This window comes from Clostridium sp. D46t1_190503_E9, assembly GCF_015555225.1.
GTDB lineage: Bacteria > Bacillota > Clostridia > Clostridiales > Clostridiaceae > Clostridium.
Genome location: NZ_JADNKB010000019.1, coordinates 29,304 through 50,298 on the forward strand (window position 1 = coordinate 29,304; position 20,995 = coordinate 50,298).

Annotated in this window: 16 protein-coding genes and 1 other annotated feature; of the genes, 12 read left to right on the top strand and 4 right to left on the bottom strand. The window is 27.9% G+C overall.

Translation table 11 applies throughout. The features are described from left to right. Positions 1–3: 3 nt before the first annotated feature. The 12 genes from I2E83_RS17000 (at position 4) to I2E83_RS17055 (ending at position 16,477) form a co-directional block, all read left to right on the top strand. Positions 4–960, top strand: coding sequence for an ABC transporter permease (locus I2E83_RS17000; RefSeq protein ID WP_195431221.1), 957 nt, complete (start codon positions 4–6; stop codon positions 958–960). Beyond that, positions 960–1,937 (top strand): ABC transporter ATP-binding protein, encoded by a 978-nt coding sequence (locus tag I2E83_RS17005; RefSeq protein ID WP_195263009.1) that lies wholly within the window; start codon positions 960–962, stop codon positions 1,935–1,937. The genes I2E83_RS17000 and I2E83_RS17005 overlap by 1 nt, the downstream gene beginning before the upstream one ends. A gap of 3 nt (positions 1,938–1,940) precedes the next feature. Next, entirely contained in the window at positions 1,941–2,936 is a 996-nt protein-coding gene (locus tag I2E83_RS17010; RefSeq protein WP_195431224.1) for an ABC transporter ATP-binding protein, read from the top strand. Positions 2,937–3,267: 331 nt separating this feature from the next. Further along, positions 3,268–4,779: a response regulator gene (locus I2E83_RS17015; RefSeq protein ID WP_195431227.1), complete on the top strand. Its 1,512-nt coding sequence runs from the start codon at positions 3,268–3,270 to the stop codon at positions 4,777–4,779. Between the two features lie 283 nt (positions 4,780–5,062). Further along, entirely contained in the window at positions 5,063–7,834 is a 2,772-nt protein-coding gene (locus tag I2E83_RS17020; RefSeq protein ID WP_195431230.1) for a glycoside hydrolase family 3 protein, read from the top strand. Between the two features lie 146 nt (positions 7,835–7,980). After that, the gene (locus I2E83_RS17025) at positions 7,981–11,148 is read left to right on the top strand and encodes a DEAD/DEAH box helicase (protein ID WP_195431233.1); all 3,168 of its coding nucleotides are present in this window, start codon (positions 7,981–7,983) and stop codon (positions 11,146–11,148) included. A gap of 69 nt (positions 11,149–11,217) precedes the next feature. Continuing rightward, positions 11,218–11,610: an 8-oxo-dGTP diphosphatase MutT gene (mutT, locus tag I2E83_RS17030; RefSeq protein ID WP_195431236.1), complete on the top strand. Its 393-nt coding sequence runs from the start codon at positions 11,218–11,220 to the stop codon at positions 11,608–11,610. A 181-nt stretch (positions 11,611–11,791) separates the two neighbouring features. Further along, positions 11,792–12,682 (top strand): hypothetical protein, encoded by an 891-nt coding sequence (locus I2E83_RS17035; RefSeq protein ID WP_195431239.1) that lies wholly within the window; start codon positions 11,792–11,794, stop codon positions 12,680–12,682. Between the two features lie 243 nt (positions 12,683–12,925). Next, positions 12,926–13,198 (top strand) — a binding site (T-box leader). Between the two features lie 146 nt (positions 13,199–13,344). Continuing rightward, on the top strand, positions 13,345–13,971 hold the full coding sequence (locus I2E83_RS17040; RefSeq protein WP_195431242.1) for a class I SAM-dependent methyltransferase: 627 nt from the start codon (positions 13,345–13,347) through the stop codon (positions 13,969–13,971). 17 nt (positions 13,972–13,988) lie between these two features. Then, positions 13,989–15,140 carry a PLP-dependent aspartate aminotransferase family protein gene (locus tag I2E83_RS17045; RefSeq protein ID WP_195431246.1) on the top strand — a complete coding sequence of 384 codons (1,152 nt, stop codon included), beginning with the start codon at positions 13,989–13,991 and terminating at the stop codon, positions 15,138–15,140. After that, on the top strand, positions 15,133–15,585 hold the full coding sequence (locus tag I2E83_RS17050) for an S-ribosylhomocysteine lyase (protein ID WP_195431249.1): 453 nt from the start codon (positions 15,133–15,135) through the stop codon (positions 15,583–15,585). The genes I2E83_RS17045 and I2E83_RS17050 overlap by 8 nt, the downstream gene beginning before the upstream one ends. After that, positions 15,569–16,477, top strand: a complete 909-nt coding sequence (locus tag I2E83_RS17055) for a cysteine synthase family protein (RefSeq protein ID WP_195431252.1) — start codon at positions 15,569–15,571, stop codon at positions 16,475–16,477. The genes I2E83_RS17050 and I2E83_RS17055 overlap by 17 nt, the downstream gene beginning before the upstream one ends. Positions 16,478–16,727: 250 nt before the next feature. On the opposite strand, the gene I2E83_RS17060 is transcribed toward I2E83_RS17055, so the two are convergent. From I2E83_RS17060 to I2E83_RS17075, 4 genes are all read right to left on the bottom strand, one after another. Beyond that, positions 16,728–17,945, bottom strand: coding sequence for an OFA family MFS transporter (locus tag I2E83_RS17060; protein WP_195431254.1), 1,218 nt, complete (start codon positions 17,943–17,945; stop codon positions 16,728–16,730). 145 nt (positions 17,946–18,090) lie between these two features. Next, complete coding sequence (locus tag I2E83_RS17065) at positions 18,091–18,813, bottom strand: LytTR family DNA-binding domain-containing protein (protein WP_195431256.1); 723 nt, start codon at positions 18,811–18,813, stop codon at positions 18,091–18,093. 13 nt (positions 18,814–18,826) lie between these two features. Then, positions 18,827–20,485 carry a sensor histidine kinase gene (locus I2E83_RS17070; RefSeq protein WP_195431258.1) on the bottom strand — a complete coding sequence of 553 codons (1,659 nt, stop codon included), beginning with the start codon at positions 20,483–20,485 and terminating at the stop codon, positions 18,827–18,829. A gap of 159 nt (positions 20,486–20,644) precedes the next feature. Then, positions 20,645–20,995 (bottom strand): helix-turn-helix domain-containing protein (locus I2E83_RS17075; RefSeq protein WP_195431260.1); only part of this gene is annotated, 351 nt, incomplete at its 5' end.

Sequence of the window (20,995 nt, forward strand, 5' to 3'; positions counted from 1 at the left end):
AATATGGTAAAGAAATTATTTAATTCTAAAATAGTTAATTTTTTGAAGGAGTCTCCTAAAACTACTGTTGGAGTGGTTTTAATATTTATTGTATTAATATTAACTCTTGGAGCGAACTTATTTACACCATATGAACCTATGCAAACATTTGATGGATTATGGCGTGTAGCTCCATCATCTGACCATATTCTTGGAACCACACAAGCAGGTAAAGATGTATGGGCTCAAACTTTATATGGTGGAAGAGTATCCATATCAGTTGGAATTTTTGCAGGGGCAATTGCGGTTGTTTTAAGTTTAATAGTTGGAATTACTGCAGGTTATTTTGGTGGGGTAGTAGATAATAGTATCACAACTACAATAAATATAATTATGGTTATTCCACAAACAGTATTACTATTAATAATAGCTTCAATGATAGGGAAAATTTCTCCTCTAGCAATTGGAATTATTATAGGTGTTACTTCTTGGCCTTGGGGAGCTCGTGTTTATAGAGCACAAACTATGAGTTTAAGAAATAGAGAGTTTGTGAAATCGGCTGAAACTTTAGGAGAATCTAAAATTCGTATATTATTTGTTGAAATAATGCCTAATATGTTATCCATGATAACTTCAGGCTTTATAGGAACTGTAATATACGCTATTATGGCACAGTCTTTTATTGAATTTATAGGTTTTGGAGATAGAATGTCAGTAACCTGGGGACAAATGTTAAATAATGCCCAAAGTACTGGTGCTTTAAATAGTGGTGTATGGTGGGAGATACTTGGACCAAGTGTATTTGTAATATTATTTGGAGCTGGACTCACACTAATTAATTTCTCTATTGATGAGGTATCTAATCCAAAATTAAGAGCTCAAAGGATTATGAGAAAATACTATAAAGAAAAGAAGAATCAAGAAATATTATTAAAGAAAGGGTTCTCAGGAATTACTACTTGTGAAGGAGGGCTTAAGTGATGGGAGCAATACTTGAGGTTGAAAATCTTTGTGTTGATTATATAACAGAAAGAGGACATATAAGAGCAGTAGATAATGTAAGTTTTGTTATTGAAGAAGGAAAAAGTTTAGGACTTGCAGGAGAATCAGGTTGTGGTAAAAGTACTATTGCCTATTCATTAATGAGATTGCATAGACCTCCAGCACTTATCACTGGTGGAAAAATAAAAATGGATGGAAAAGATATTTTATCCTTATCAGAAAATCAATTGCAAGATTTTAGATGGAATAAAATAAGTATGGTGTTCCAATCAGCTATGAACTGTTTAAATCCAGTAGTTACTCTTGAAAATCAGTTTTTTGAACTTTATAAAACCCATGGAATAACTAAAAATAAGAAAAAAGCAAGAAAGATGGCAGAAGAGCTTCTAGAAGTAGTAGGAATTCCAGCTAATCGTTTAGGAGATTATCCACATCAATTTTCAGGTGGAATGAGACAGCGTGCTGTAATTGCCATGGCATTGGCTTTAAAACCAAGGCTTCTTATATTAGATGAACCTACTACAGCATTAGACACCGTAGTTCAAAGAGAAATACTACAAAAAATATATGAGTTAAAGGAAAAATTTAATTTTTCAATTTTATTTATTACTCATGATATTAGTTTAATGATGGAATTCTGTGATACAGTAGCAATAATGTATGCAGGGGAAATTGTTGAACAAGCATCTTCAAAGAAGATATTAAAGAATCCACAACATCCATATGCTTATGGATTAAAGAATTCATTCCCTTCATTGCAAGGTGAAATAGAATACATGGAAGGAATTCCTGGTTCACCATTAAATTTAAGTTGTATTCCTAAAGGATGTAGATTCCAAGACAGATGTTTTAAAGCAACTAAAATATGCTTTGAAGAAGAACCAAAAAGAAGTTCAAAAGATGATGAATTCTTCTTCTGTCACAATCCATTAGAATTGGTAAAGGAGATAGGATAAGATATGGAAGAACAAGAATTAGTAAAATCAATATTTAGTGTAAAAAATGTTACAATGGATTTTAAAGTTGCTAAAAAAAGCTTCTTTTCAAAGAAAAGTACTATCCGTGCTTTAAATGATATATCTTTTGATTTATATCCTGGAGAGTCTTTAGCAATAGTTGGAGAATCAGGTTGTGGAAAGTCTACATTATGTAGAATTGCAATGAAATTCTATGAACCAAGTTCTGGAAAAATGTTTTTTGAAAAGGAAAATATTCATGAATTAAAAGGTGAAAAGCTTAAAAATTATAGACAAAAGGCTCAAATGATTTTCCAAGATCCTTTTTCATCTTTAAATCCATTACACAATATATATTATCATCTTAAAAGACCGTTAGAGCTTTATCATCCTTCTGATGAAGAGACAATGTATAAAAAGATGGATGAATATCTAACAATGGTTGGATTAACTCCACCTAAGGATCAAGGTGAAAAATTTCCTCATCAACTTTCTGGTGGACAAAAGCAAAGAGCTTATATTGCAAGAGTACTAGCAGTGGGAGCTGATGTGATTTTTGCAGATGAACCGACTTCAATGCTTGATGTATCCATAAGACTTGGAGTTTTAAACTTATTAAATAAACTAAAAAAAGAAATGAAAAAATCTTTTGTATATATTACTCATGATATTGCTACAGCAAGATATTTTGCAGATAGAATAATAGTATTATATGCGGGGCATATGGTTGAATGGGGAGATGTAGATAAAGTAATTTGCAATCCAAAGCATCCATATACTAGGCTTCTTGTAGCAGCAGCTCCAGATCCTGAAAGAGAAGGAGTGATTGATTTACCAGTTATAAGAGATAAAGATACAGAAATAAGACAGTGGACTCCTGAAAGTAAGGGATGCCCATTTAGAACTAGATGTCCAGAAGCAAAGGAAATTTGCGCAAGTGAATGTCCAGAAGCTAGAGAAGTGGAGCCTGGACAATTTATTAGATGTATCCATGGTTAGTTTTGAAAATGGTTTCTTATTATCTTATTTTTTATTTAACTGTAAAATTATTAAAGTAAAAATAAATTATTATATAAAGTATAATTTTCTTATGAAATTTTTTTGTTAGAATAAAAATTATTTTCCATAAATCCTAGAGGATAGACTCTGGGATTTATTTATTAGCAAAATAGCTTACACTAATTATTTAGAAAAGTAATTGAATATTTTTATATAATTTATATTTTATGGCAATATTGGATGTTATATAATATTAATATGTAAGATAATGAGATAGGTTTTATGAGCAAAGGTGTTATTATTTTACCAGCAATAAGAGGGGGAGAATAAGATGCTAAAGGTACTTATAGCAGATGATGAACCATATGTAAGAAAAGAATTAAAAAATATTATTAACTGGAATGAATGTGGATTTACTATATGTGGAGAAGGTACTGATGGTTATGATACTTATGAAAAGATTTGTGATTTAAAGCCAGATTTAATATTAATGGATATAAAAATGTATGGAAAATCAGGCTTAGATATTATAAGAGATGTAAAGAAAAAAGGGTTTTTAGGAAAATTTATAATAGTAAGTGAGTATTCTGAATTTAATTACGTAAAAAATGCTATGAGATATGGAGCAAAATCTTATTTATTAAAGCCAATAGATAAAGATGAGCTACTTGAGGTAGTTAATGAAGTAAGAAAAGAAATTTTTTATAAAATAAATATAAATACAAATATTGGAAGAAAACTTGAATTGATAAAAGAATACGCTTTAGTAAGGCTCTGCTTAAATAATTATTTAGAAGAAGCAAGGGAAATCTTAAATTCTATAAATAATAAAAGCTTATATGTAGCATTAATATCTAATGATAAAAATAAATTTGATAATGATGATATAATTGATTTAAAAGAGTCAGTTGAAGAAAATTTAAGTGGTAATAATACTAATGTTTTTAGAGTTAAAAATAGAGTTGCAATAATATTTTATGATAAAAGTATTGAATCGATTTATTCATTATTAAAAAAAATGAAAATACAAATTGAAAAAGAGATGAAAGAAAATCTTTTTATTACAATAGGAGAAGAAGTTAGTAATATTAATAAAATTAATTATTCATATGAAAGTGCTAAAGAGTTAATGAATAAGAAGTATTTATACCTTAATCAAGGCATTATTTATAAGGATAAGATAAAAAATACTATTAATACCTCAATTACTGAAGAACAAATAATTAATAATTTATATAGCTATATAGAAATAGGTGAAGTAGAGGAGATAAAGAAAAGCTTTTTATTACTAGAAAAAATTATATTAGAAAAGAATTATAAAGAAGAACAAATAAAGGCTTTACTAACTACTTACTATATTCAATTAAAAGATAATATTATATCAAACTATAATGTAAAAGAACCATTAGATATGGATAATAAAATAATTATTGAAGAAATCTATAGTAAGAATAGCTTAAATGAAGTTATTAAGTTTTTAATAGATAAATTTTTAAATATTTCAAAATATGTAGCAAGTAACTTTAAGGGTAAAGGTATTAAAAGAATAATCAAATATGTAGATAATAAATATTATAGAGATTTAAAATTAGAGGATTTAGCAGAAATATTTAATTATAACAGCTCTTACTTAGGCAAATTATTTAAAGATACTACAGGTAAAAATTTTAATACTTATTTAGATAATGTGAGAATAGAACAAGCTAAAAAATTACTTATTGAGGATAATTTGAAGGTATATGAAGTATGTGAAAAGGTAGGTTATAAAAATATTGATTATTTTTATTATAAATTTAAAAAGTATGTAGGTATAAGTCCTTTAAATTATAAGAAGATAAAGTAACTACAACAATGCCGAAATATTTATATAATAAATTACAAGAATCAGTTTGAATATCATGTTTTATCGTTTAATACTAGTTTGAATAATTAAACCATTAGGTTGTAAAATGTTTTATTTAATCGTTTACTATATATTGTGAACTATGTGAAAAATAATATGAAAATGTGAGAAGTTATATAAAGAATGGGAGGTGTAATTTGAAATTAAAGTAAATTAAGATTATAGGTATGAAATTATATAATATGTAAAAAGTTAATTTAAATAAAAGTTAATGGAGGATAATATGGGAGAATATACATTGGATTTAGAAAAGTATGCAAGTATTATAAGGCAGGTAGCAGCAGAAAGTTGTGTTTTATTAAAAAATGATGAGAAGGCACTTCCACTTAGAGATAATGATAAGGTAGCTGTATTTGGAAGGAGCGCTTTTAATTATTATAAAAGTGGATTAGGTTCAGGTGGTCTTGTAAATACAAGATATGTAGTTAGTATTTTAGATGCTTTAAGAGAAAATAAAAAGACTATTTTAGATGAGGAATTAGTGAAAGTATATGAAGAATGGATTAAAGAAAATCCTTATGATGAAGGTGAGGGATGGGGAAAGGTACCTTGGTCTCAAAAAGAAATGAAGCTTGAGGATTCAGTAGTACAAGCTGCTTCTGATGCGGATATTGCATTAGTTATAATAGGACGTACTGCAGGAGAAGACCAAGATAGTAAAAATGAGCCTGGAAGTTATCTTTTAACTGAAGATGAAGAAAGTATGATTGAAAAAGTTACTAAGACATTTAAAAGAACAGCTGTAATTCTAAATGTTGGTAATATTATAGATATGAAATGGGTAGAGAAATATAATCCTTCTTCTGTTCTTTATGTATGGCAAGGAGGTCAAGAAGGAGGTAATGGTGTTGTTGATGTTTTAACAGGAAAAGTAAATCCATGTGGAAAATTAACAGATACTATTGCCAAGAATATAGAAGATTATCCATCAACTGAAAATTTTGGAGATATGGAAAGAAATTATTATAAAGAAGATATTTATGTAGGATATCGTTATTTTGAAACTTTTGCAAAAGGTAAAGTAATCTATCCTTTTGGATATGGACTATCTTATACTAATTTTAATATTGAAGGAAAAATTAAAAGTGTAACAAGTAAAGAAGTAATTGTTGAAGCTAATGTAACTAATATAGGAAATATATCAGGAAAAGAAGTTGTACAAGTATATATAGAAGCTCCACAAGGAAAACTTGGAAAAGCCTCAAGATCACTTGTTGGATTTACAAAAACTAATGCAATTAATCCATTGGAAAATGAAAAGGTAGAAATAAAAATTCCTAAATATTATATTGCTTCTTATGATGATAATGGAATAACTGGATATAAGTCATGCTATGTTCTTGAAGAAGGTTGTTACAAGGTTTATATCGGTTCAGATGTTAGAAGTGCCAATATTTCTGGAGAATATAATGAAAAATTTACTCTAGTAGAAAAGCTAGAAGAAGCATGTGCACCTACAGCTTCATTTGAACGTTTCAAATCAACTGTTAATGAAGATAGTAATTACAAAATTATAATGGAAGATGTGATCACAAGAACTATAAATCCATATAAAAGAATGGATGAAAGACACGAAGATGAGATAGCTTATACTGGTGACAAAGGCTATAAGCTTGGAGATGTATTTGATAAAAAGGTAGATATAGATGATTTCGTTGCACAATTAAGTGATGATGATTTAATTCATATGTTCAGAGGAGAGGGGATGTGTAGTCCTAAAGTAACACCAGGAACGGCAGCTGCTTTTGGTGGAGTTACAGAGAATTTAAGAAATTTTGGAATACCAGTTGCATGTTGTGCAGATGGACCTTCAGGAATACGTATGGATTGTGGAACTAAAGCATGTTCATTGCCAAATGGAACAGCTCTAGGTTGTACATTTAATATATCATTAGTAGAAGAACTTTATAAAATGACAGGAAAAGAGCTAAGAAAAAACAAGATAGATTCTCTTTTAGGTCCAGGAATGAATATCCATAGAAATCCATTAAATGGACGTAATTTTGAATATATTTCAGAAGATCCATTATTAACAGGAAAAATAAGTTTAGCTCAAGTAATTGGAATTCAATCACAAGGCATTGCCCCAACAATTAAGCATTTTTGTGCTAATAACCAAGAAGTGTCTAGACACTTTGCAGATTCAGTAGTATCAGAGAGAGCACTTCGTGAAATTTATTTAAAAGGATTTGAAATAGTTGTTAAAGAAGGTAAGGCACGTTCTGTTATGACTAGTTATGGACCAGTAAATGGTATTTGGACTGCTGGAAATTATGACTTATGTACAACAATTCTTAGAAAAGAATGGGGCTTTGATGGCATAGTAATGTCAGATTGGTGGGCAAATGCAAATACAGAAGGTGAGAAATCAATAAAAGAAAATAAGGCTCCAATGGTAGCAGCACAAAATGATTTATATATGTGCGTAGGAGATTCAGAATCAAACCCTGAAAATGATAATGTTAAAGAAAAGTTAGAAGCTGGAGAGCTAAAAAGAAGTGACTTACAAAGAAATGCAAAAAATATTTTAAACTTTATAATGAAATCACCATCAATTTTACATGAATTAAATCTTATTAGTGAAGAGGAATTAAATGAAATTAATCAAAAAGATGAAGCTGATTCTCATATAGAAAATATAGTTTATTATAAAGCAGATAAAAATACTAATAATATTGTTATTGATGGAAAGATACTTAAAAATAAAAAAGGTAATTCAGAGATTTTTGGTATTACTGTTAATGAATATGGTATATATGATATTTCAATAAAAATGAAATCAGATTTAGGACCACTTGCACAATTACCATTATCTGTGTATTATGATAACGCTTTAAAATCAACCATTACTATTAGAGGAACTGAAGGTGAATTTATTACAGAAACTAGGCCATTAGGATTTGTTTTTGGAACAAATCATTACATTAAATTATATTTTGGAGCAAATGGGTTAGATATAGATAAGGTTATGATTACTCTTAAAGAAACAAATTAAAATTTCTCTTAACAAATTGCAATAAAATTTTTAAGTTATAACAGAGTCAAATTGACTCTGTTATTTTAATTTACTTAAATATCCATAATGATTCAAATATGTTAAAATAAAAATTGATATTATAAATAAATTTGGTGGTGAATTTATTGAAGCAAGGATTATATGAACAAGTAATAAACACAGAAATACAAGAACAACTACAAAGTTTAGAAAATGAAAAGTTTATTATAGAAAAGAGTAAAATAGATAATGAAGAAGCAAAGGCAATTCTTTCTCAATACATATCAAAAGTTATTAGAAAATCTTTAAGTTACATAAGAGATAAAGAAAAGGAAGATAGTGATAAACTATTAAAGCAAATAGAAGCTTGTAATAATATTATTAACATACTAAGTGAAGTCTCTAATGAAGATGATATTAAGAAATATGAAATAGATAAAAATGGGGAAATGCTTAATGCTTTATATAGTAAGATTAACAATAAAAAGGCTTTAAAGAAAGAAAAGTCAGTAAGACCAGTAACTCCTTTATCTCAAAGTTCTTTATTTACAGGGGCTTCCTTAGAGCCTAATATGCTTGGAGAATTAAACAAGGAGATATTAACTTCAGATTCTATAGATTTATTAGTTTCCTTTATAAAGTGGAGTGGTCTTAGATGTATAATTGAAAGTTTGAAAGAAGCTACAATGGCTGGAAAAAAGTTAAGAATAATTACAACTTCTTATATGGGAGCTACTGATGTAAAGGCAATAGAGGAGTTAAGTAAGCTAGCAAATACAGAAATTAAAATATCTTATGATACAGAAAGAACTAGGCTTCATGCAAAAGCTTATATGTTCAAAAGAGATACAGGTTTTACTACTGCGTATATTGGATCATCTAATCTTTCTAATGCGGCTTTAACTTCAGGTTTAGAATGGAATATAAAAATAACAGAGCAGGATTCTTTTGATATTATAAAGAAGTTTGAAGCTACTTTTGAAAGCTATTGGAATGATGGTGAGTTCGTATCTTACTTAGGTACTGAAGAAGACAAAAATATATTAAAGAAATCATTATATAAGGAAAAAAGAATAGATGAGGATGAGCTGAATTTTTCTTTTGACATAAGACCATATGCTTATCAAAAGGAGATTTTAGATAAGTTAAGAGTTGAAAGAGAAATATTTAATAAAAATAAAAATCTTGTTATTGCAGCAACAGGAGTAGGTAAAACCGTAATTTCAGCTTTTGATTATAAGAATTTCTGTAAAAAAAATAAGAAAGAGCCAAATAGATTATTATTTGTTGTTCATCGTGAAGAAATTCTTAAACAAGCAAGAGATACCTTTAGAGCAATTCTTAAGGATAATAATTTTGGTGATTTAATGGTAGGTGGTAATCTTCCAAATAGTTTAGAACATTTATTTGTATCTATTCAAAGTTTAAACAGTAAGGATTTATGTGAAATAACTACAGAAGATTATTATGACTTTATTATAGTAGATGAATTTCATCATGCAGCAGCTCCATCTTATCAAAGATTATTAAATTACTATAAGCCAAAGATTTTATTAGGTTTAACAGCAACGCCAGAAAGAGCTGATAATAAGGATATATTTAAGTATTTTGAAGATAGAATTTCTGGTGAAATAAGATTACCAGAAGCCATTGATAGAAAGCTATTGAGTCCATTTCAGTATTTTGTAGTATCTGACTCTGTTGACTTAACTAAAATAAAATGGCAAAGGAAGGGTTATAATTTATCTGAGTTAAGTAATGTTTATACAGGAAATGATATAAGAGTAAATGAAATAGTAACTGCATTAAAAAAGTATGTAACAGATATAGATGATGTTATAGGTTTAGGCTTTTGTGTAAGTAAAGAACATGCTAATTTTATGGCTAAAAGGTTTAATGAATTAGGAATTGAATCCATAGCGTTAACAGATGAGAGTAGGAAAGAAGAAAGAGCAGAAGCTAAGAGTAAATTAGTAAATAAAGAAATTAAATTTATTTTTGTTGTTGATTTATATAATGAGGGTGTGGATATTCCAGAAATTAATACAATATTATTTTTAAGACCAACTGAAAGTTTAACAGTATTTTTGCAACAACTTGGAAGAGGTTTAAGATTACATGAAGATAAAGAATGTTTAACTGTTTTAGACTTTGTAGGGCAAGCTCATAAAAATTATGATTTTGAGGAAAAGTTTAGAGCTTTAATTGGCAGAAGTAAAAGTTCAGTAAAAGATTATATTGAAAATGGATTTTTAACTTTACCTAAAGGTTGCTATATACAATTAGAAAAAGAAGCTAAAGAGTATATACTAAGAAATATAAAGTCTGCAACTAATTCTAAAATAAATTTAATTAATAAGCTCAAAGTATTTAAAATAGATACAGATTTAGAATTAACTTTAGAAAACTTTTTAGACTATCATAATTTATCTTTAACAGATTTTTATGGTAGCACTAGAAATAGAAGCTTTGCTAGGATGTGTGTATTAGCAGAAGAAAGAAAAGATTTTAATGATGAGAATGAAGAAGAGATAACAAAGAAGCTATACAATTTATTATTTATAAATTCTAGAAGATTTATAGGATTTATGATTGATTTGATAAAGGATAATAGTGATATTAATAATATGGAATTTACTAAAGAAGAAGCTTTAATGCTTAATATGATGTATTACACTTTTTATAATGATGCACCAGAAAAGGTTGCCTTATCATCTTTAAAGGAAGGTATTAATAGACTTCTTAATAATAAGACTATGATGAAAGAAGTTTGTGATATATTAAGTTATAATTATAGACATCTTGAATTTGTAGATAAAAAGGTAGAGTTAGGTTTTGAATGTCCTTTAGATTTACATTGTGATTATTCAACTGATGTAATAATGGCTGCCTTTGGTTATTATAATGAAGTTAAAAAGCCTGCCTTTAGAGAAGGAGTTAAATACTTTGAAGATAAGAAGTTAGATATATTCTTTATTACATTAAATAAAAGTGATAAAGACTTTTCACCTTCAACATTATATGAGGATTATGCTATAAATGAAAAATTATTTCATTGGCAAACTCAATCGAGGACTTCAGTTGAAAGTACAACAGGACAAAGATATATTAATCACTTAAAAACAAAAAATAAGATAGCTCTATTTGTTAGAGAGTATAAATCAAAAGATGGTCTAACATCTCCATTCACATATTTAGGAACTTGTGAATATAGAAGTCATACTGGAAATAAACCAATAAGTTTTGTATGGGAATTAGATGAAGAAATTCCTCCTAAGTTAATTAATAAAGCAAATAAATCAATTATTATTTAAGTAATAAATGTAGTTACCTCATTTAAAAATGTAGTAACTACAAAACTATTTAAAAAAGGAAGCAAAAATATGAAAGTAATAGAAGTAGTTGCAGCAATAATAAAAAAGGAAGATAGGATATTTATAACTCGTAGGAGCTATGGAGAGTTTGCAGATATGTGGGAATTCCCTGGTGGAAAGATAGAAAGTGGAGAATCACAAGAAGAAGCATTAATAAGAGAAATTAAGGAAGAGTTAGAATTAGATATTAATAACTTAGAACATCTTACAACAGTAGAGTATGATTATCCTACTTTTCATTTAACAATGTATTGTTTTATTTGTGAAATATGTGGCGGTACATTGAATTTAAATGCACATAATGATGCAAAGTGGGTATCAATAAATGAATTACCATTATATAAGTGGGTTCCTGCAGATATTGACGTAGTTCAGGAATTATTAAGAAGTTACTATAAATAAATTTAATATTAATAACGAAAACATAGCAGATTTATTTTTCCCCCTAAGTAATATTTATTAATTAGATATTTTAGGGGGAATAATTTTTCGAAAATAAAGTCTATAACATATGATTAAATTTTGATTTATGACCAATAATTAATAATGATATATGAATTTTATGGAAGAAGGCGAATCCAAAATGGATGTAGTAAATCAAAAGGAATGTATTAAGTTAATAAGGAATTTTATTGATGAAAAATTAGAAGGCGATATTGAAAAAATTAAAGATTTTAACTTTAATGAATTAAGAGAAGATAAAAAATATGGATGTACATATTATAATAAAAATAAAGGATTTGATGCAGATGATACAATTTTAGCAAGAGCTATTTATTGTGTTGTTTGGGTTGATGTTTTACCAGATATAAATTTTAATGATATTGGTACAGGAAAAAATTATAGAGGAGACATAATAAATTCATTTAATACTTTATTTAGCAAAAATTTAAATAAGAAACTAAGTAATATTAGGAATAATAATTATACGGCATTGGAAATAGGAAATGAAAATAAAAGTTTTATAGTAGAAGATGAAAAATTAAAGGAAAATATAATTGAATTTCATAAGCTTTATAGAACTATAGGGAATATGGCTCTACTACCTAATAAGAGCAATAAGAATAATAATATAAATCAATATAGAGGTGTCAGGTGGAAAGATTACTTTGATAAGTTTCTTTTAGAATTACGCTTATATTTTTTATCAGATTATAGTAATAATAAAGGATTTAAGGAATTATTAAATTGTAATAGTTTTTATTTTAATAGATTTGAAAAAAGTGAAAGAGGATTTTTAGAATTTTGTAAGTTAAATTTTTTAGATTATTATATTAATAATGAAATTAGTTTTGGAGTTAATGATGTCAATAGAGGATTAATATATCCAGGGTGGCAAATGTCAAGCTTCTGGAGCAAAAATGAAAATAACTATAATAAGTTTGCAGAGAGGTATATTGAAAAATCATCTGAAATTATTAGGTATAGGAGCAATATTATATTAAATAAGTTAGAGGGAAAAGTTTATTTATAATTATGAAATAGCATCAATAATAATTATACAAGGTAGTATTATTTATTTAAAGATATGAACTGTTACTCTTCGAAGCATTACCAGTTTTATTTTGGTATGCTTTGAAGAGTTTTTTGTGCTTACAGAATGGTATAAATTAAGGCTATAATATAAATAAAAAATTCAGAAAAAATATTATTTTTGGTACACATTTTAGGGCTATCTGATATAATAGTATTATAAAGTAAAGTAATCCGATAGGAATTATCGGCTAGGACGAGAAGAGTAAGTTAATGAAAGCTTTCAGAGAGAAACCTCCCTGGGTGTAAGAGGTTTTAAGTGGATATTAATTGAAGTGCATCTCTGAGCTCTGAATCGAAATTATAGTAGACTTCAGCGGGAACGCCCGTTAAAGCGTTGAGGTATATTTGTACCAATAGATTAAGATGTCTTATGGCAGTCGCACAATTTAAAATGAATAATGCGATAGCTTAGATAATTAGAGTGGAACCGCGGAAGTTTACTTCTGCCTCTAAGTTTTTAGAGGCAGAAGTTTTTTTTGTTTAGGAGTAAGTTAGTTAGGTGTTGTTTAAAAATCTGACTTAACTAGTATGACAATAGGTAAGTTCAATTAATTTTATAGAAAAATTTAAATTATTATTAATTAAAAATGGAGGGGTATTATGAATTCTTTACAATATTTTGATTCCATAGCTGAAAATTGGAATGTTATACGAAGTGATTATTTTGAAGAGAGGCTAAAATATAAACTTTTATCAATAACTAATATAAAGGATAAAGTTGTAGCTGATTTAGGGTGTGGTACTGGCTTTGTTTCTTTAGCCTTAGCAAATGAAGCAAGCATAGTATTTTCTGTAGATAATTCAAGCAATATGCTTAAGCAGTTGAAGATTAATGCATCAGATAAAAATTATAAAAACTTGTATCTTATTAAATCTTCACTTGATAATTTAACACTTTTTGATGAATCTGTAGATGCTATTTTTATAAATATGGCACTTCATCATATAAAGGATGCAAAAAAGGCTATATCAGAAATGCATAGAGTATTAAAAAAAGATGGGGTAGTAATTATATCTGATGTTATGGAGCATGATGGGGAATGGGCTAGAGAAGAAATGTTTGATGAATGGCTAGGATTTTCAAATGAGCAAATAAAAAATTGGCTAGAAGAAGCTGGTTTTAATAGCGTACAAATAGAAAATACAGATTTAAGCTGCAAAGGTTATTCAAGCAAGGGAGAATATACTGAAACAGGAATTTTTATAGCAAGAGCAACGAGAAAATAATAGGGGGTAATTAGGAGATGAAAATAGAATCATTGTTAATTCATGGAGGAATAGATGGGGAAGAGAAAACAGGAGCAGTAAATATACCAATATATCAAACTTCAACTTATAAACAACCAAAGTTTGGTGTAAATAAAGGTTATGAGTATTCAAGAACAGGGAATCCAACAAGAGAGGCTTTAGAAAAGCTTGTTTCAGATCTTGAAGAAGGTTATGCAGGTTTTGGATTTGCTTCTGGAATGGCAGCTACTACTGCTGTTCTTTCCCTTTTTAAAACAGGGGATAAGATAGTTATTTCAAACAATGTATATGGAGGAACCTTTAGAGTTTTAGATAAGGTCTTTAACCATTTTGGAATTAAATATCAATTAGTTGATACTTCTAATTTAGAAGAAGTAAAAAACAGTATTGATGAAACTGTAACAGCTATTTTTATAGAAAGCCCCACAAATCCTCTAATGGATATAACAGATATTGAAGCAATTTCAAATATAGCTAAAGAAAATGGGATATACACTATAGTTGATAACACATTTATGACTCCTTATTTTCAAAAGCCAATTAAACTTGGGGCTGACATAGTAATTCATAGTGCTACTAAGTATCTTGGTGGACATAGTGACACAGTTTCTGGAGTAGTTGTTATTAACAGTAAAGATTTAGCAGAAAGACTTCATTTTATTCAAAACTCAACAGGTGGAATTTTATCACCTTTTGATTCTTTTATGTTATTAAAAGGCATAAAGACATTAGCTGTTAGAATGGATAGGCATAATGAAAATGCAAAAATAATTGCTGAATTTTTGAAAAGTAGAGAAGAAATTGAAAAGGTATATTATCCAGGTCTTAAAGAACACCAAGGACATGAAATTCAAAAGAAACAAGCTAAGGACTATGGTGGAATGATATCATTTGTTTTAAAAGAAGGTTATGACTATAAAAAGTTTTTTGAAAGTCTTAAGATAATAACTTTTGCTGAAAGCTTAGGTGGTGTTGAATCATTAGTTTGTCATCCAGCTTCAATGACTCATGCTGCAATACCTTATGAGATAAGACAAAAGGTTGGAATAGTTGATAATTTAATAAGGATATCTATTGGTATAGAAAATGTTGAAGATTTAATAAAAGATATAGAAAATGCATTAAAGGAGAGTGAGTTAAATGGTTAAAGTAGAAAGTTTTTCATTAGATCACACAAAGGTGAAGGCACCTTTCGTTAGAAAATGCGGAGTGCAAAAAGGAGTTAATGGAGATAGTATATCTAAATTTGATTTAAGATTTTTACAACCTAATAAAGAAGCAATGCCAACTGCTGCAATTCATAGCTTAGAGCATTTACTAGCAGGATTTATGAGAGAAAAAATAGATACTATAATAGATATTTCACCAATGGGATGCAGGACAGGGTTTTATATGACAGCTTGGGGAGAAGTAGAAGTAAATGATGTAATAGAAGCCTTAAAATATAGTTTAGAAAAAATATTAGAAGAAAATGAAGTACCAGCAGCTAATGAACTTCAATGTGGTAATTACAGAGATCATTCTATAGATCTTGCACATGAATATGCAAATAAAGCAATAAAGGAAGGCTTTAGCAGTGAAATATTTAAATAATATACAAGAGTTAATAGGAAATACCCCAATAATAAAACTTAATAATATGAATATTAAGGAAGCTGTAAATATATTTGCAAAGCTTGAGGGAAATAATCCTGGAGGAAGTGTAAAAGATAGAATAGGAGTTTACATGATAGAATCAGCAGAAAGAGAAGGGATATTAAAAAAAGGATATACAATAATAGAAGCAACGGCTGGAAATACTGGACTTGGAATAGCTATTGCTGCAATAAACAAAGGTTATAATATAATATTTGTAGTTCCAACAAAGTTTTCTATAGAAAAACAAACATTAATGAGAGCTTTAGGAGCTAAAATTATAAATACACCAAGAGAAGAAGGAATGCTTGGAGCTGTAAAAAAAGCAGAAGAATTACTTAATACTATAGAAAATTCAATAAGCTTAAGACAATTTGAGAACCAAGCAAATCCACTTGCCCACTATGAAACAACTGCTCCAGAAATATATGAAGCTATGGAAGGAAAAATAGATTATTTAGTGTGTGGAGCAGGGAGTGGAGGAACCTTTACTGGAGTAGCAAAATATCTAAAAGAAAAAAATAAAAATTTAAAAGCCATATTAGTAGATCCGAAAGGTTCTACCATGGGTGGTGGCATTGAAAGTTGTTATGATATCGAAGGTATAGGAAATAACTTTATTCCTAATACCATGGATATGAAATTAGTAGATGATGTTATAAAGATTTCTGATAAAGATGCATATGATATGGTAAAATTAATAGCATTAAAGGAAGGACTGATTGTAGGAAGTTCTTCTGGAGCAGTATTATCTGCTACATTAAAATTATCGGATAAAATAGATAAAGGGAATATAGTTACCATTTTTCCTGATAGAGGAGATAGATATTTTAGTAAAAATATATACTGATTAATTAATAGAAAAATACAATAGTGAAATTAATTATAATTTAATAGATATTTGTAGTTACTTCATTAAAGAACGTGGTAACTACAAAGCTATTTAAAAATGACATAGAAGATAAGAAGAAAATATAGATAGTTGTAGCAATAATAAAAAATAATATTAAATTTATACAAAAAAAGGAGCTGCCACAGAAATCCATTTAATTATGCGACAGCCCTTTTATTTTAATTCATATATAAAATATGAAAGGATATTATGCGATTTTTTCTACAAGTTTAGCATTACGTTTAACTTTTTGATGTGATTTTACAGATTGAATTGTAGAAGCTAAAACTATTGATATTAAGCACAAAGCTCCAATAACTATGAATGTAGATTTAAAGCCTCCTGTTAATGATGCTATAAATGAACCTGAAATTGCTCCTAAACCAAATCCTTGATATATAACTCCGTAGTTTTTAGTTTGATTGTTAACACCAAAGAAATCTCCTACTATGGCAGGGAATACTGTTATATTTCCTCCAAAACAAAATGCAATTGATGCAACACAGGCAAAGAATATTGCAAAGTTTAAATGTACAAAGCTTAGTACAAATACTGCAACAGTTGTAATTGAAAGTGATAGAATTACGACTTTTAATCTACCAAATTTATCTGATAAAGCACCTAATATAATTCTTCCAGCTGTATTAAATATTGCTACCATAGCAACTGCATTTGCTGCTATATCAGGTGTAAGTCCAACTAGTTCAACACCAATATCTTTAACTATACCTATTAGGTATAAACCACTCATACATGCAGAGAAGAATATTACAAATAAAGCATAAGCTTCTTTTGTTTTAAGCATTTCTTTCACTGTAAATTCTTTTGTATTTTTACTATCTATAGAATTACTAGCTACTAATGGAGCATCCTTTAAAAGTTGAGCACCTATTAAAATTAAAGCCATAGCTATAATTCCCCAGTATAAAAATGCTTTTGAAACTCCTACATTATTAATTAAACTTCCATTTATATATTTAAAAACTAAACTACCTGTCCCATAAGCTCCTACTGAAATACCAGAAATAAGTCCTTTCTTATCAGGGAACCATTTAATACAATTTGAAAGTGTTGTAATATATGCTATACCATCTGCAGCTCCAACTATTACACCGGCTGTAATATAAAGCATAGGTAATGAGGAATCAAATGATGTTAATATCAATCCTATACCTAGTATTACACCAGCAATTGAAGTAAGTTTTCTAATTCCTATCTTGTCTTGAAGTTTACCAGCAACTAATGTAGCTAATGCTAAAGCAAAACTAGTTATAGAAAAGGTAATAGCAACCTTATTTAATTGAAATCCAAACTTATTTACTAGGGGTTGGTTAAATAAACTCCAAGTATAAATAGTTCCTAATCCAAGTTGGGTAATTACTGAACCTAAAACTATTAACCAACGATTTTCTGATACTTTTTTCATCTCATTCACCTCTAATTTATTTTTACGTATATAACATTTACTTAGTTTTTATAACGAAACACTGTTTATGGTTTCATTATAAAGCGTTAAAAAATAAAAATATTATTTTATGAATGAAATACAAAAAAGTTTGAATAGAATGCATTTATATGTTCATGAGTTGCTTGAATTCTTTTACATTACTTCTGCTAACAGGAACTTCATAATCTATATCTTGAAGTTTCAAATTATAGGTACTATTAAACCAAGGTATTATTTCTCTTATTTTATTAATATTTACTATATAGGATCTATGGCATCTAAAGAATATATCTTTGGGTAGCTTTTCGTAAAAATCAGATATACTTAGATTAACTGAATATTCTTCATTTTTAGTAAACACATAAGTTATTCTTTCTCTTGCTACGCAATAATATATATCATTAATATCTACAACTATTATTTTTTCATTTTTCCATAAATTCATTTTGTTTGATATGCTATTTTTAGGAGAACTATTTTTTGTGTTATTATCAACATTTTCTAATTTTTTTAGCATTGAAACAATTCTAGATTCTGAATAAGGCTTTAATATATAATCAAATGCTTCAACTTCAAATGCTTCAACAGCATGTTCCTTGTATGCTGTTATAAAAACTATATAAGGCTTTTTGGTAAATTTACTAATACTTTGAGCAAGTAAAACACCATCTAGTGAAGGAATATTTATATCTAAGAATATAACATCAATTTCATTACTTTGAATAAATTTAAGAACTTCTATCCCATCTGAAAACTCTGACACTATATCTATTTTACTGTAATTTTGAATAAAATATTTAAGTTCTTCTCTTGCTAAGAATTCATCATCAACTATTATTGCTTTCATATATCTCACCCTCTTATATTTTTTTCTTTATATAAAATTCTATCATAGTTCCTTTATCCAATCTTTTTATGTTAAGACCTTCTCCATAGATAAGCTTAATTCTTGAATGAACATTATAAAGACCTATTTTCTTTTCTGGTACATTATCGGTATAAATATTATTTATCATTTCTTCACTTATTCCTACACCGCTATCTATTATAGAAATTTTAACTTTTTCACCTTCATCCTTTAAACTTATTTTAACTGTTCCATTATGATTATCCTTTAAAATTCCATGAACTATAGCATTTTCAACTAAAGGTTGTATTGTAAGACTTGGTATCTTAATATCAACATCATCTATATCGTAGATGACATTTAGTTTATCTCCAAATCGAGCTTTTTCTATTTCGATATAATCTTTTACTTGCTTAAGTTCTTTTTTTACATCTATAAATTCACTATTTAATTCTAAATTAAATCTTAAGTAACTAGATAAATTTATTATAAGTTCCCTTGCATTATTAGGATTTATCCTTATAGAGGAAGCTATAGCATTTAATGCATTAAATAAAAAATGAGGATTAATTTGTGTTTGAAGGGCTTTAAGTTCTGCTTTATTAGCCATTTCCTTCATTTCTTCAACCTTTGAAACTTCCATAAGAGTTGAAATAATTTGTGAAAGTCCTACAGCAAGAGTTTCTATAGTATAAGTTATGTTATTAGAAGCTCTATAGTATATTTTCAAAGCACCGATAACTTCATTTTTCTCTTTAAGAGGTATAATAATTGCTGATTTTAAAAGTGAGGTTTTTTCTTTAAAGCCAGTATTTTTTATAACTATTTCACCACTACTAATAGCTTCTTTTGTTTCAGCGTTTATAATTTCATGCCCAATATTATAATATTCTTTACCAACACCACTATAAGCTAATATATTTTTAGTGTCAGTTATTGAAACTGCATCAGCTTGAATATCCTCTTTTATGATAGTGCATATTTTATTTAAAGATTCACTATTGATTTTTCTAAAATAAGGAAGGGTTTTATTTGCTATATCTAGCGCTAATTTTGCTTGTTTTGCAGAAATCTTTTCTTTATCATTTTCTATACTTTGAACTAGTAAAACAATAAATCCTACACATATTTGACCAATAATCATTGGAGCAGCTATTTTAGATACTATGTCGTAACCTAATGAGTGTGGTCTGCTTAACAAAAGTATGAGTATCATTGTAATAGTCTCAGAAAACATTCCAGCTATTATTCCAGCTATCCATCTATAATTTCTTTTTACCTTTCTATTAATATATCCAGATATTATTCCTGCACATATACTGCTTATCAGGCATGGTATAGAAGTTATCCCTCCTATATCTATTAAATATCTATGTACTCCTGATATTAATCCTGTTACTATACCAACAACCGGACCAAAGATTATCCCTCCAGATACTATAGTAATAGTTCTAACATTTACTAAAGATCCTTCTACATTAAGTCCTGTATATGTTGAGAGTATTGCAAATATAGAAAATACTGTACATGCTATTAAGTAATCCTTTTTTCTATAGATATCTCTTTGAAATATATTTCTAAAACTTTGTAGCCTAGTTATAGTAAATAAACATGCAAGGAGTAATACAGCCCTATCCATAAATTGAATTAATATATTAATTATGTAATCCAAATTAAAATCTTCTCCTTTCTTAAAGTAATATATCTATATATTATTCTACTTTTTTTCTTATTATTTGTTAAGTAAATAAAAAATAAGAAAAACGTCTATGTAATTATATTGTACATAGGCGTTTTAAAATTTTAATTAGAATTCATTTAAGAAGAATATTCAATTATCTCGTTTGCAGCTACCATCTAACTCAGGGTAATATTTAACAGACCAAGCTTCAAACTCCTTGATAAGTTTAGTCATTTCTTTTCCTTTATCAGTTAGATAATATTCAACTTTAGGGGGAATTTCAGCATATACTACCTTATATACTAATCCATCACTTTCTAATTCTTTTAAATTTTGATTTAAAATCTTTTGGCTTATGCCTTCAACCATTCTTTGAAGTTCTAAAAATCTTTTGGGTTCATTATATAAATTACATAGTATAAGCGCCTTCCATTTACCACGTATAAAATCCATCGCAAAATCTAATAAACAAACATATTTTTTGTTATTGAAAGAAATCAT